The organism is Pseudomonas sp. 67(2021), assembly GCF_017491835.1.
Taxonomy (GTDB): Bacteria; Pseudomonadota; Gammaproteobacteria; order Pseudomonadales; family Pseudomonadaceae; genus Aquipseudomonas; species Aquipseudomonas atacamensis.
Genome location: NZ_JAFGYL010000001.1, coordinates 696,763 through 709,698 on the forward strand (window position 1 = coordinate 696,763; position 12,936 = coordinate 709,698).

A 12,936-nucleotide genomic window follows, 5' to 3' on the forward strand; every position below is an offset into this window, starting at 1 on the left:
CTTCCCCTTAACGTTATTGGTTTTGGCAGGGTTGTGGATAACGGGCCTTGCGCTCCAGATCATCAAGGTCGATGTGGTTGCGCATGTACTGCTGACTGGCATCGACCAGCGGCTGGTGATCCCAGCTCTTCAGCTTGCCGATGGTTAACGCATCGGCGACGAAACGGCGTCGGCGCTGGCTGGCCAGTACGTCCCGATGGATCGACGGAATGTCCCACTTGGCCCGCGCTTCCGCGAGAAAATCGTCGAACAGCTGACGATGTTGCGGCGATTGGCTCAGTTCCTCTTCTTCGCGCGGATCGTTATCCACATCGAAGAGTAGGCACGGGTCGCTTTCGCTGTAGATAAATTTGTAGGCGCCGCGGCGGATCATCATCAGCGGGCTGACAGTGCCTTCGGCCATGTATTCGCCGAACACCTCGTCATGCCCGCCCTGCCCTTGCAGGTGCGGCAGCAAGGAACGGCCGTCCAGTGGCAAGCCCGGCTCAAGCGTGCCACCGGCCAGATCCACGAACGTCGGCAGCAGGTCGGCGGTGGAAACCGCGGCGCTGACTCGGCCCGCCTCAAATTGTCCCGGGGCGCTGATCAGCAGCGGCACCCGCGCGGCCATCTCGAACCAGTGCATTTTGTACCAGAGGCCCTTCTCGCCGAGCATGTCGCCATGGTCACCGGAGAAGACGATGACGGTGTCGTCGATCAGCCCGGTTTCTTCAAGGGTTTGCAGCAGTTTGCCGACATTGGCGTCGATATAGCTGCAAGCACCGAAGTAGGCGCGACGGGCATCGCGGATCTTATCCACAGGCAGCGGCTTGTCCCACAGATCGTAAACCTTGAGCAGACGTTGCGAGTGCGGATCGAGTTCGTCCTGGTTCAGGGCTGTAGGCGACGGAATATCAGCATCGTCATACAGATCCCAGAAAGCCTTGGGAATCGTGTACGGATCGTGCGGGTGGGTCATCGACACGGTCAGGCAGAATGGCTGGTCGCCATCCTCGCGGATGTGATCGAACAGATACTGCTGCGCCTTGAACACCACCTCTTCGTCGAAATCCAGCTGATTGGTGCGCACGCACGGCCCGGCCTGCAGCACCGACGACATGTTGTGATACCAGCTCGGCCGCACGTCCGGCTCGTCCCAGTTCACCGCCCAACCGTAATCGGCCGGGTAGATATCGCTGGTCAGGCGTTCTTCATAACCGTGCAACTGGTCCGGCCCGCAGAAATGCATCTTGCCCGACAGCGCGGTGCGGTAGCCGAGACGCCGCAGGTAATGCGCGTAAGTCGGAATGTCGGCAGGAAAGTCAGCCGCGTTGTCGTAGGCGCCGATCTTGCTCGGCAACTGGCCACTGACCAGGGTGAAGCGCGACGGCGCGCACAGCGGGCTGTTGCAATAGGCAGCATCGAACACCACGCCTTGGGCGGCGAGGCGGGACAGATTCGGCAGTTTGATCGGCGATGGGCCGTAGAACGGCAACATTGGCGCGGCCATTTGATCGGCCATGATGAAAAGAATGTTCTTGCGCTTCATGTGATCGCGGCATTCCATGTTGAATATTTATGCGAGAGTGCTGCGATCGAGCATGGATTCCATGCCTGTTCCGGTAAAGCCCGCGCCGGACAATGACTAGGATAAGTACAGCTTATGTATGACGCCCTCGGTGACCTCTCCCTCGATCTGCTGCGCGCTTTTGAAGCGGCGGCCCGCCATCGCAGTTTTACCGCCGCTGCGGTGGAGCTTGGCACCACGCAGCCTGCGATCAGCCAGCAAATGAAACGTCTGGAAGAGCAGCTCGGTACGCGCCTGTTCGACCGGATTTACCGGGGTATCGAGTTGACAGAGGTTGGCGCCCTGCTGTTCGAGCAAGTTACCCTCGGTTTGCAGAATATCGACGCAGGATTGAGCGCAATCAGCACTCAGCAGCAACATGAAGTGCTGCAAGTGGCCACGGATTTCGCTTTCGCCGCTTATTGGCTGATGCCGCGCCTGCATCGCTTCCATGAGGCCAATCCGCATATCGATGTCAGCCTGGTCACCAGCGAGCGCAACCACAACATGCTGCGCACCGACATCGACGTGGCGATCCTGTTTGGCGATGGTCGATTCAAGCAGGGTGAGAGCCACTGGCTGTTCAGCGAAGAAGTGTTCCCGGTGTGCAGCCCGCTGCTGCTCAAGGAGCGGTCACTGCCGTTGCCCGCGCAGGCCCTGCTGGAATTTCCGCTGCTGCACCTGCGTGGGGAAAACAGCAGCAACTGGTTCGACTGGAGTGGCTTGTTTCGTCAATTGGGCCTGACTACGCCGCCAGCGCCGGGGCAATTGCGCTTCGACAATTACACCTTGCTGATTCAGGCGGCGATTGGCGGACAAGGCGTGGCGATTGGCTGGCGGCACCTTGTGGATAACTTGCTGGTGCAGGGTTTGCTGTGCCGGCCGCTGGCGGAAACCACGCTGTCGCGCCTTGGCTATTACGTTGTGCTGCCGCAACGCAAACGTCGGGGTGCGTTGATTCAGGAATTTGTTGATTGGTTAATGGCGGAACAGGCCAGCAGTGCCGAATCGCTTAACGGTCTGGCCCTGCCCTCAATTGCGGTGTGAAGAGCAAAAGGTCGTCGATCGCGGCCCGAGCCTCCGGACGATCTTTTACGAATCAGAAGCCGCCACAAAATTCACATGCTGCCCCACATGCAGATTCAACCGCAGCTCATCGGCGATGCCCACCGCCACGCGGTTCAATCGCTCCAGCGGTTCGGCCAGTCCCGGTTCGAGATTGCCGCCGACCTGACTGAAGTGCTCGATGGTCAACCCGGCCACGCCATGCGGCGCATTGACCAAGGTCCAGCGCAGTGAGCTGCTTTGTACCGCCTCGAGGATTTCTTCGGCAGCGTGACGTTGCAGACGCTCGTCATTGTCAGGCTCGTCGAGCACACCGAAGTTGCCGACCAGAAACAGGCGCGGCACGCTGGCCAGTTGCAAACCTTCGACCAGCGCGTCGACTGCCAGCACTTGTTCCACCGGCCCCAGCGTCACCGAGCGCTCAACGTGGTCGCTGCTGAACGGCAACCCCGGAGCGTCCAGCAGGCAGATCACCGCCGAACTGCCGGCGACGCTCTGATTGACCCGCTCGGCATCGAACAGATCGCCGGTTTTGGTGCGCAACCCCGGACGCGGCGCAAGTGCGGTGAGATCGTCGAGGATGGCGATGACTTCGTGTTGGCGACGGAGCAATTCAGCCATCAATGCACCGCCCAAGCTGGCCATGGCACCATAAAGCACCACTTTGACCACTGGGGTCTCGGCATTTTTCATGGCTGTTTTCCTTATAGTTGTCCTATATGACCTGTGACGGTGGAAACAGCCAAGGGTTCGAACCGATTGAGAGGCGACACGATGCAAGGGATCAAGGGCTATCACGCCCATGTCTATTTCGACGCGCAAACCATCGACCAGGCGCGGGCCTTGTGCGAACAGGCCGCGCAGTTGTTTGCGCTGAAAATGGGCCGCGTGCACGAACGCCCGGTGGGGCCGCATCCCGACTGGAGCTGCCAACTGGCTTTCGGTCCCGAGCTGATCGGCGAAGTGCTGCCATGGCTGGCGCTCAACCGCAAAGGCCTGGTGGTGTTCCTGCATCCGGACACTGGCGATGACTTGCTCGACCACACCGAACACGCGATCTGGATGGGCGCGGTGCGGCCGCTGGATCTGTCGATTTTTTAACCAGATGCTGACGCTGAACTGATAACGGATATGTCCAGACTGCCAGCCAGCGCTGTCTGTCCGTTTATCCGCATCGCTACTGGTCCCGTATTCATTGGCTGTGGTTGCATCCGACCGCCGGTTGACCATTGATTCATCGCTTTCGCGCCCGAAAGGTAGCTGAAAGCTTCCCCGATTAGGATCGCCCCACTCCCGGCAACAGACCGGTTGGCCCAAGCCCTGTGGTTTTTCCACAGGCCCGGCCCAATTAACAACAACAATGGTGATTCTGATGTCTTCTGCAACCCGCCGTTTCTCCCGCTTCCTGCTGGTCACTCCGCCCGTACGCCTCGCGCCTCCCGTTCTGCGCTGATCCCGCCCGATCCGCTCATTCCATTAGCCGCGCTACGCCTGGAGTATTCCCATGCTGACTTTCCTTGGCTTCGCCATGGTCATCACGTTCATGTTCCTGATCATGACCAAGCGCCTGTCCGCGCTGATCGCCCTGATCATCATCCCGATCCTGTTCGCGCTGTTCGGTGGTTTCGCGCCGAAGATCGGCCCGATGATGCTTGAAGGCATCACCAAACTGGCGCCGACCGGCGTGATGTTGATGTTCGCCATTCTGTATTTCGCCCTGATGATCGACTCCGGCCTGTTCGACCCGGCCGTGCGCAAGATTCTCAAACTGGTCAAGGGCGACCCGTTGAAAGTTTCGGTCGGTACCGCCGTTCTGGCGCTCGTCGTTTCCCTCGATGGTGACGGCGCGACCACTTACATGATCTGTGTGGCCGCCATGCTGCCGCTGTACAGCCGCATCGGCATGAGCCCGCGGATCATGGCCGGTCTGATCATCCTCGCCGGTGGCGTGATGAACATGACCCCGTGGGGCGGCCCGACCGCCCGCGCGGCGAGTGCCCTGCATGTCGATCCGTCGGACATTTTCGTACCGATGATCCCGGCCATGGCCGCCGGTGTCTTGGCGATCCTGGTGATTGCCTACTTCTACGGCAAGCGTGAGCGTGCCCGTCTCGGCGAGCTGCATCTGGTCGGCGACGAGATCGATCACAGTGAAATCAGCGTCTCGCAATTCCCTGACGCACGCCGTCCGAAGCTGATCTGGTTCAACGCCGCACTGACTTTCGGCCTGATGTGCACGCTGATCGGTGGCCTGTTGCCGCTGCCGGTGCTGTTCATGGTGGCGTTCAGTATTGCCATGATCGTCAACTACCCATGCCTGCAAATGCAGAAGGATCGCGTCGCCGCGCATTCCGGCAGCGTGCTGGCAGTGGTCGGGCTGATCTTTGCGGCCGGTATCTTCACCGGTATCCTGTCGGGCACCGGCATGGTCGATGCGATGTCGAAGAGCCTGTTGGCGGTGATTCCGGATTTCCTCGGCCCGTACCTGGCGGTGATCACGGCACTGGTGAGCATGCCGTTCACCTTCTTCATGTCCAACGATGCGTTCTATTACGGTGTATTGCCGGTGCTGACCGAAGCGGCCAGCCACTATGGGATCACTGCGGTGGAAATGGCCCGTGCCTCGATCGTCGGCCAGCCCGTCCACTTGCTGAGCCCGTTGGTGCCGTCGACCTATCTGTTGGTGGCGCTGGCCGGCATTGATTTCGGTGATCACCAGCGTTTCACCCTGAAATGGGCGATCCTGGTGTGTATCTGCATTCTGATTGCTGCACTGCTGTTGGGGACTTTCCCGATGTTCAGCACTCTATAAGCCCAAGACTCACCGTTACGGGTCCCGGCTTCGCGGTTTGAAGCCCGGACCTTTTTCGGTTCAACAATTGCTCAAAGGAATACACATGGATTGGCTGACCAACCCCGAAATCTGGGTTGCCTTCTTTACCCTGACCGCCCTGGAAATCGTCCTCGGTATCGATAACATCATCATGATTTCGATCCTGGTCAGCCGCATGCCCAAACACATGCAGCAGCGCACGCGGATCTTCGGTCTTGGCCTGGCCATGGTCACGCGGATCCTGTTGCTGCTGTCGATCACCTGGGTCATGCGCCTCACTGCCGATCTTTTCGAAGTGTTCGGCCAGGGCATCTCCGGTCGCGACCTGATCCTGTTCTTCGGTGGCCTGTTCCTGCTGTGGAAAAGCTCGCAGGAGATGTACCACGCGCTGGAAGGCGAAGACGAAAGCGACGACGCGCCGTCGGGCAAGGGCGGCAATTTCCTCTACACCATCATCCAGATCGCGATCATCGATATCGTCTTCTCGCTGGACTCGGTGATCACTGCCGTCGGCATGGTCTCCCACGTTCCGGTCATGGTCGCGGCGATCGTCGTGGCAGTGCTGGTGATGATGCTGGCGTCGGGCAAGATCAGCGAATTCATCGACAAGCACCCGTCGCTGAAAATGCTCGCCCTGTCCTTCCTGCTGGTGGTCGGTACCGTGCTGATCGCCGAATCGTTCGACGTGCACGTGCCAAAAGGCTACGTCTACTTCGCCATGGCGTTCTCGCTGGCGGTTGAGGCTATCAACATCAAACTGCGCGGCGCGATGGCCAAGAAGAGACAGCAACAGGATCCGGTGAAACTGCGCAAGGATGTGCCGGGCCAATAATCCGGTAGTCCCGGCAGCACGCTACACCCCTGTGGGAGCGAGCCTGCTCGCGAAGATGGAGTGCCAGTCGACAACAATGTTGGCTGGCCCACCGCTTTCGCGAGCAGGCTCGCTCCCACAGTTGTTTTGGGCAACAGAGGGGAAACGTGTCGGATTCGGTGAGTGGATGCATTTGTTTTGATGACACTTTTGTTTCAATCCACGCTTTAGCTGTGCAATGCTGGCGCCGAGACCGTTCGCCAACTACAGCTTAAGTATCAAGAACGTAGAAACCGCGCGGTGCCGTCCACTTGCCCCTCTGGGGCGCTGCTACTACAGGGGGTCTGCATGCTCACCCTGCTCAATCTGTTGTCCGCCGTCGCCCTGTTGATCTGGGGCACGCACATCGTCCGAACCGGCATCCTGCGGGTTTATGGCACCAATTTGCGACATGTCATCGGCCAGAACATGTCGAAGAAATGGCTGGCGTTCATCGCCGGTATTCTCGTCACTGCCATGGTGCAGAGCAGCAACGCCACGGCGATGCTGGTCACTTCGTTTGTCGGTCAGGGCCTGATGGCGCTGACCCCGGCGCTGGCGACCATGCTGGGCGCCGATGTCGGTACCGCTTTGATGGCGCGGGTGCTGACCCTCGATCTGTCGTGGCTGTCGCCGCTGCTGATCTTCCTCGGGGTGATTTTCTTTCTGTCGCGCAAACAGACGCGGCTCGGGCAGATGGGCCGGGTGTCGATCGGGCTGGGGCTGATCATTCTCGCCCTGCAATTGATCGTCGAGGCCGCTGCGCCGATCACTCACGCGCAAGGGGTGAAAGTGATTTTCGCCTCGCTGACCGGCGACATCCTCCTCGATGCCCTGGTCGGCGCCCTGTTTGCAATGATTTCCTACTCCAGCCTCGCCGCCGTGCTGCTCACCGCCACGCTGGCCGGGGCTGCGGTGATCAGCCTGCCGGTGGCGATCGGTCTGGTGATCGGCGCCAACATCGGCAGCGGCATCCTTGCCTTCATGAGCACCAGCATGCAGAACGCCGCCGGCCGCCAGGTTGCGCTGGGCAGTCTGTTGTACAAATTGATCGGTTTGCTGCTGATCATCCCGGTGCTCGACCCGCTGGTGCACTGGATCGACAGCCTTGATTTCAGCCCGCAGGAAATGGTCATCGGCTTCCACCTGCTCTACAACACCGCGCGCTGCCTGATCCTGCTGCCCAGCGTCGGGCCGATGGCGCGGCTCTGTGCTTGGCTGTTGCCGGAGCGGCCGGAGGTCAACGGCGCCGCCAAACCGCGCCATCTCGACCCGACCGCGCTGGTCACGCCGAGCCTGGCGCTGGCCAACGCCGCGCGGGAAACCCTGCGCATGGGCGATCTGCTCGACAACATGCTCGATGCTTCCCTCGATGTGCTGCGCGGCAAGCAGACCGCCGTCACGCAGGAGATGCGCCGCCTGACCGATGACGTCGAAGCGCTGTACAGCGCGATCAAGCTGTATCTGGCGCAGATGCCCCGCGAGGATCTCGGCGAGCACGACAGTCGGCGCTGGGCCGAGATCATCGAACTGGCGATCAACCTGAAACTCGCCGCCGACCTGATCGAGCGCATGCTGCGCAAGATCCAGCAGCAGAAGACTTCGCAGCGCCGTTCGTTTTCCGAAGAAGGCCTGGAAGATCTTGCCGGGCTGCAACAGCAACTGATCGCCAACCTGCGCCTGGGCCTGTCGGTGTTTCTCAGCGGCGACCGCGAAAGCGCGCGGCAGTTGTTGCGGGAGAAACGCCGCTTTCGTGCGCAGGAACGGCGTCTGGCTCATGCGCACGTCAGCCGTTTGCAACGCAAGATCGTTCAGAGCCTGGAGACCAGCTCGCTGCATCTGGAGTTGATTGCCGACATGAAACGGCTCAATTCGCTGTTCTGCAGCAGCGCCTATGTCGTGCTGGAAACGGCGGACACCGGCGCGCTGGCGGTGGATGACATGGCCGACATTACGCATTCGCCTTGAACGTCTGGGGCTGGGGCCAGTCAGTTACAGTGGTTCAGCCTTGAGACCGTCATCGCTGGCAAGCCAGCTCCCACAGGGTTTTGTGAGCGCCGCAGATCCTTGTGGGAGCTGGCTTGCCAGCGATGGGGCCTGACTGACGACACGGATCTCCAAATCAGCCGTATGGAAGCCTGTTATGCGTTGCCTGTTGTTCGCCTGTCTGTTGCTCGGTTCCCTGCCCGCCTTTGCCCTGGATCGCTTTCAGGTCGAAGGCTATGCGCTGCCCAACGGTTTGCAACTGATGCTCAAGCCCGGCACCGAGCGTGGGCATGTGGCGATCCGGCTGGTGGTCGGCGTTGGCCTCGATGACTTCGATTGCGACGAAAAAGAGCTGCCGCATTTGCTCGAACACCTGCTGTTCAGCGGTATCGACGCCACCGGCGAAGGCGGTCTGGAAGAACGCATGCAGGCGCTGGGCGGGGACTGGAATGCGTTCACCAGCAACGCCGACACCACGTTCGTCATCGAAGCCCCGGCGAAAAACCAGCGCAAGGTGCTTGACCTGCTGCTCGCGCTGCTGACCCAGACACGCATTGACGACAACGCAATCAACGCGGCGAAACGGGTGGTCGAGCGTGAGGACGGCGGGCATTACACCAGGCTGCAACGTTTCCTCGACCGTCAGGACCTCGGTCATACCGCGAGCAATCAACTGGCTGTCGAGCTGGGACTGAAATGCCCGCAGCGTGCCGAAGTCGGCCATCTGACCCAAGAGCAATTGGAGAAGGTGCGCAAAGCCTGGTACGCGCCGAACAACATGACCCTGATCGTAGTCGGCGAACTCGACAAACTGCTGCCGGCCTATCTCGAGCGCACCTGGGGCGAGTTGGAGCCGGTCGAGCCGAGCGAACACCGGGCGCTGCCGGACATCCGCACCAGCGCCGCCCATGAGCGCACCATCACCCGTGGCTTCATTGGCGACAGCGCCAAGCTGCACTGGCTGGTGCCGGAACCGGTGCTCGACGATCAGTACGACCAGACGTTCGACATTCTCAAGGATTATCTCGACTGGGCGCTGTACCGGCAGATTCGCCTCAACCACGGCTTGTCGTACGGGCCGTGGGCCGAGCGCGAAGTGTTCGGCGGTGTCGGCTTCATGAGCCTCAACGCTGACCTGGATCGCGATGACGTCGACGAAGCCATCCAGGTACTCGATGACCTCAAGGCCGACCTGCTGAAAAACGGCCTCGACCCGAGCACCTTCGCCCGCATCAAACAAGCCGCCATCGCCCACCAGGCCTGGGCCGTGCAGGGCAACAGCGCGCTGGCGGACTATTACTGGAGCGCGCTGGCCGACTATCAGGATGGCCGCTTTGCCAATCCCGCGCGGGAGCTGCAAGGGGTGACGCTGGATGCGGCGAACAAAGCGATGCGCGAGCTGTTGCTGCAGCCGGGGTATATCCGGATCGAGAAGCCTTTAATCAGTGATGATCAGGTGTTGTGGCTGGCTGCAGGTGGGGTGGGTCTGGTGCTGCTGATGTTGATCGGCTGGCGTGTGTATCGCCGCCACAAAATTGCTGGAAGCCATTAATCCTCTGGTGAGTGAGCACTTGTGGCGTTAACCTTTCCGGGATTTTCCCCATATCGTCGTGAACCGCCAAAATGCCAAAACTGACCCTCCTTATCCAGCGCCTTCTCGAGCTGATGAAGCGCTACCCCGGGTTGATCGCGGCGGGTGGTTTCATTTCCGGGGTCGGCAGTTTCATCCTCGTCGATCGCCAACAGGGGCTGGCCAGCTGGATCACGGTGATCATGCTGCTCAGCTGGATCTGGCTGATGCTGGAAAACACCCTGACCGGGCTGTTCACACGGATTTTCAAGCGCGAGATTCCCCAGCCGCTGCTGCGCTACGCGACGCAGATGATCCATCAGGAAAGCCTGTTTTTCGTTCTGCCATTCTTCTTCATCACCACCACGTGGAACAGCGGCCAGTTTGTCTTCACGGGGCTGCTCAGCGTTGCTGCACTGATCTCTATCGTCGATCCGCTGTACTACAAATGGCTGGCGCCACGGCGCTGGGCGTTTCTCGCGCTGCACACCCTGACCCTGTTCGCCGCCCTGCTCACCGCGCTGCCGGTGATCATGCACCTGACCACCGCGCAGAGTTTCAAATGGGCGCTGGGGATTGCCGTGCTGCTGTCGTTCCCGAGCCTGGCATCGATCTTCCCGATCCGCACGGTGCGCAATGCCCTGGCGATTCTGTTCATCACAGTCGGCATCGGCGGCGTCGGTTGGGCGCTGCGTTCGTGGGTGCCGCCGGCAACGCTATGGATGACCGACGTAGCGATCAGCACGCAGCTGCAGGATCGCACCCCCGGCGCCAGCCTCGACACCGTCAGCGCCGAGCAGATCCGCAGCGGCGGGCTCTACGCCTACACTGCGATCAACGCGCCGCGCGGCCTCGATGAGCGGATTTATCACGTGTGGACCTTCAACGGCAAAGAGGTCGACCGCATCGCCCTCGACATCCATGGCGGGCGCAAGGAAGGCTACCGGGCGTGGACGCACAAGCAGAACTTCCCCGGCAACCCGGCGGGCAAATGGCAGGTGCGGGTGTTGACCGAGGACGGGCAGTTGATCGGCGTGCTGCGTTTCGCAATCTCCGACAGCACACCGGCCAAAGAAAAGTAATCCGGTTCGTGCTATTACGTAGGATCTCGTAACGGCCGTACAAGCACGGAGCTTATGACCAGCAGCCCAACCCCCGGCAGTGCCCACCTGGACACCGCGTTCAGCCCTGCCCGCCTGCGGGTCAGCGGCGACTGGACGCTCGCCCACTACACCGCGCTCAAGCACCTGAGCGAAAAGCTCCGCGGCCAGTACGATGCCAACACTTCCATCGATCTGAACGGCCTCGGTGCCCTCGACACCGCCGGCGCGTCATTGCTGGTCGAGCTGCTCGGTTCCGAGCGTTTGGGCAAAACCGCCGAACACCCCGATTGCACCCTTTCAACTGCCGACCGCGCCTTGCTGCAAACCGTGTACTGCTCGCTGAGCGATTTCTGCGTACCGATCAAGGAGCCGGAAGTCAGCGTCAGCGTGCAACTGCTGACGCGCATCGGCCGCGCGGTGGACAAGGTCTGGACTGACACGCTGCAACTGCTCGGCTTCGTCGGCCTGATTCTCGAAGTCATCGCCCGTGGGCTGTTGCGGCCCAAGCGCTGGCGCATTACGCCGATGATCGCGCACATCGAGCAGACCGGCCTCGACGCCGCGCCGATCGTGGCCCTGCTGACGTTTCTGGTCGGCGCGGTGGTGGCGTTTCTTGGCGCCACGGTACTGGCCAGTTTCGGCGCGACGATTTTTACCGTGGACCTGGTCGGCTTCTCGTTCCTGCGCGAATTCGGCGTGCTGCTCACGGCGATCCTGATGGCCGGGCGCACCGCCAGTGCTTTTACCGCACAGATCGGCTCGATGAAGGCCAACGAAGAAATCGACGCGATCCGCACCCTTGGCCTCGACCCGATCGAATTGCTGGTAGTGCCGCGTGTGCTGGCGTTGCTGGTGGCGCTGCCCATGCTGACGTTTCTGGCGATGCTCTCGGGGATCGTCGGCGGCGGTGTGGTGTGTGCGGTGTCGCTGGACATCTCGCCGGCGATGTTCCTCTCGCTGCTGCAATCGGACATCGGCATTCAGCATTTTCTCGTCGGGCTGGTGAAGGCGCCGATCTTCGCCTTCCTGATCGCGGCGATCGGTTGCCTGGAAGGCTTCAAGGTCAGCGGCAGCGCCGAATCGGTCGGCGCGCACACCACCTCCAGCGTGGTCCAGTCGATTTTCGTGGTGATCGTGCTCGATGCGGTGGCCGCGCTGTTTTTCATGGAGATGGGCTGGTGAGTCGTCTACCCCGCGCGCCCTCGGAGGCGGTGATCGAAGTCCGTGGCCTGTGCAATCGCTTCGGCCCGCAGAGCGTGCACGAGAACCTTGATCTGGACGTGTACAAAGGCGAAATTCTCGCCGTGGTCGGTGGCTCCGGTACCGGTAAATCGGTGCTGCTGCGCAGCATCGTCGGGCTGAATCGGCCCAGCGAAGGCATGGTCAAGGTCTTCGGCCAGAACCTGCCGAATCTGCCCGAGCATGAACGCTCATTGATCGAAAGGCGCTTTGGTGTGTTGTTCCAGAAAGGCGCGCTGTTTTCCTCGCTGACCGTGACCGAGAACGTCGCCCTGCCCCTGATCGAACACGCCGGCCTCAGCCGTCACGATGCCGAGCACCTGGCGGCGGTGAAACTGGCGCTGGCCGGGCTGCCGTTGTCGGCGGCGGACAAATACCCGGCGTCGCTGTCCGGCGGCATGATCAAGCGCGCGGCGCTGGCGCGCGCCCTGGCGCTGGATCCGGACATTCTGTTTCTCGACGAACCCACCGCCGGCCTAGATCCGATCGGCGCGGCGCAGTTCGATCAATTGATCCTGACCCTGCGTGATGCGTTGGGTTTGAGTGTGTTTCTGGTCACCCACGACCTCGACACGCTGTACACCATCACCGATCGCGTGGCGGTGCTGGCGCAGAAGAAAGTGCTGGTTGCCGGCCCTATCGACGACGTCTCGGAAACCGACGACGCGTGGATTCACGAATACTTCCACGGCCCGCGCGGCCGCTCGGCGCTGGACGCCGCCAAACAGCTCAACGAGGTCTGAT

Annotated in this window: 11 protein-coding genes; 9 read left to right on the forward strand and 2 right to left on the reverse strand. The window is 61.1% G+C overall.

Translation table 11 applies throughout. The annotated features are described in order from the left end of the window. Positions 1–13 precede the first annotated feature (13 nt). Positions 14–1,528 (reverse strand): choline-sulfatase, encoded by a 1,515-nt coding sequence (gene betC, locus J5M66_RS03150; protein WP_206421315.1) that lies wholly within the window; start codon positions 1,526–1,528, stop codon positions 14–16. A 114-nt stretch (positions 1,529–1,642) separates the two neighbouring features. On the opposite strand from betC, the gene J5M66_RS03155 reads away from it, so the two are divergent. Further along, positions 1,643–2,593, forward strand: a complete 951-nt coding sequence (locus tag J5M66_RS03155; protein WP_016772368.1) for a LysR family transcriptional regulator — start codon at positions 1,643–1,645, stop codon at positions 2,591–2,593. A gap of 45 nt (positions 2,594–2,638) precedes the next feature. Here J5M66_RS03155 and J5M66_RS03160 read toward each other — a convergent pair whose 3' ends face one another. After that, positions 2,639–3,304, reverse strand: a complete 666-nt coding sequence (locus J5M66_RS03160; protein ID WP_041476500.1) for an NAD(P)H-binding protein — start codon at positions 3,302–3,304, stop codon at positions 2,639–2,641. A gap of 81 nt (positions 3,305–3,385) precedes the next feature. On the opposite strand from J5M66_RS03160, the gene J5M66_RS03165 reads away from it, so the two are divergent. The 8 genes from J5M66_RS03165 (at position 3,386) to J5M66_RS03200 (ending at position 12,935) form a co-directional block, all read left to right on the forward strand. Continuing rightward, a complete protein-coding gene (locus J5M66_RS03165; RefSeq protein ID WP_056791177.1) occupies positions 3,386–3,712 on the forward strand; it encodes a DOPA 4,5-dioxygenase family protein in 327 nt (108 codons plus the stop codon). 403 nt (positions 3,713–4,115) lie between these two features. Further along, positions 4,116–5,423: a CitMHS family transporter gene (locus J5M66_RS03170; protein ID WP_016772365.1), complete on the forward strand. Its 1,308-nt coding sequence runs from the start codon at positions 4,116–4,118 to the stop codon at positions 5,421–5,423. Positions 5,424–5,508: 85 nt separating this feature from the next. Next, positions 5,509–6,276 (forward strand): TerC family protein, encoded by a 768-nt coding sequence (locus tag J5M66_RS03175; protein WP_122698793.1) that lies wholly within the window; start codon positions 5,509–5,511, stop codon positions 6,274–6,276. Positions 6,277–6,603: 327 nt separating this feature from the next. Beyond that, the gene (locus J5M66_RS03180; RefSeq protein ID WP_110599651.1) at positions 6,604–8,262 is read left to right on the forward strand and encodes a Na/Pi cotransporter family protein; all 1,659 of its coding nucleotides are present in this window, start codon (positions 6,604–6,606) and stop codon (positions 8,260–8,262) included. 175 nt (positions 8,263–8,437) lie between these two features. Next, positions 8,438–9,832, forward strand: coding sequence for an insulinase family protein (locus tag J5M66_RS03185; RefSeq protein ID WP_207807638.1), 1,395 nt, complete (start codon positions 8,438–8,440; stop codon positions 9,830–9,832). 71 nt (positions 9,833–9,903) lie between these two features. Continuing rightward, positions 9,904–10,932: a DUF5924 family protein gene (locus J5M66_RS03190; RefSeq protein ID WP_123441933.1), complete on the forward strand. Its 1,029-nt coding sequence runs from the start codon at positions 9,904–9,906 to the stop codon at positions 10,930–10,932. Positions 10,933–10,986: 54 nt separating this feature from the next. After that, entirely contained in the window at positions 10,987–12,135 is a 1,149-nt protein-coding gene (locus tag J5M66_RS03195; RefSeq protein WP_123441934.1) for an ABC transporter permease, read from the forward strand. Further along, on the forward strand, positions 12,132–12,935 hold the full coding sequence (locus tag J5M66_RS03200; protein WP_123441935.1) for an ABC transporter ATP-binding protein: 804 nt from the start codon (positions 12,132–12,134) through the stop codon (positions 12,933–12,935). Before J5M66_RS03195 ends, J5M66_RS03200 begins: the two co-directional genes overlap by 4 nt. Position 12,936 lies beyond the last annotated feature (1 nt).

Excerpts from the sequence above, each read along its gene's own strand:
- betC (WP_206421315.1), bottom strand. The coding sequence starts at position 1,528 with ATGAAGCGCAAGAACATTCTTTTCATCATGGCCGATCAAATGGCCGCG.
- J5M66_RS03155 (WP_016772368.1), top strand. The coding sequence starts at position 1,643 with ATGTATGACGCCCTCGGTGACCTCTCCCTCGATCTGCTGCGCGCTTTT.
- J5M66_RS03160 (WP_041476500.1), bottom strand. The coding sequence starts at position 3,304 with ATGAAAAATGCCGAGACCCCAGTGGTCAAAGTGGTGCTTTATGGTGCC.
- J5M66_RS03165 (WP_056791177.1), top strand. The coding sequence starts at position 3,386 with ATGCAAGGGATCAAGGGCTATCACGCCCATGTCTATTTCGACGCGCAA.
- J5M66_RS03170 (WP_016772365.1), top strand. The coding sequence starts at position 4,116 with ATGCTGACTTTCCTTGGCTTCGCCATGGTCATCACGTTCATGTTCCTG.
- J5M66_RS03175 (WP_122698793.1), top strand. The coding sequence starts at position 5,509 with ATGGATTGGCTGACCAACCCCGAAATCTGGGTTGCCTTCTTTACCCTG.
- J5M66_RS03180 (WP_110599651.1), top strand. The coding sequence starts at position 6,604 with ATGCTCACCCTGCTCAATCTGTTGTCCGCCGTCGCCCTGTTGATCTGG.
- J5M66_RS03185 (WP_207807638.1), top strand. The coding sequence starts at position 8,438 with ATGCGTTGCCTGTTGTTCGCCTGTCTGTTGCTCGGTTCCCTGCCCGCC.
- J5M66_RS03190 (WP_123441933.1), top strand. The coding sequence starts at position 9,904 with ATGCCAAAACTGACCCTCCTTATCCAGCGCCTTCTCGAGCTGATGAAG.
- J5M66_RS03195 (WP_123441934.1), top strand. The coding sequence starts at position 10,987 with ATGACCAGCAGCCCAACCCCCGGCAGTGCCCACCTGGACACCGCGTTC.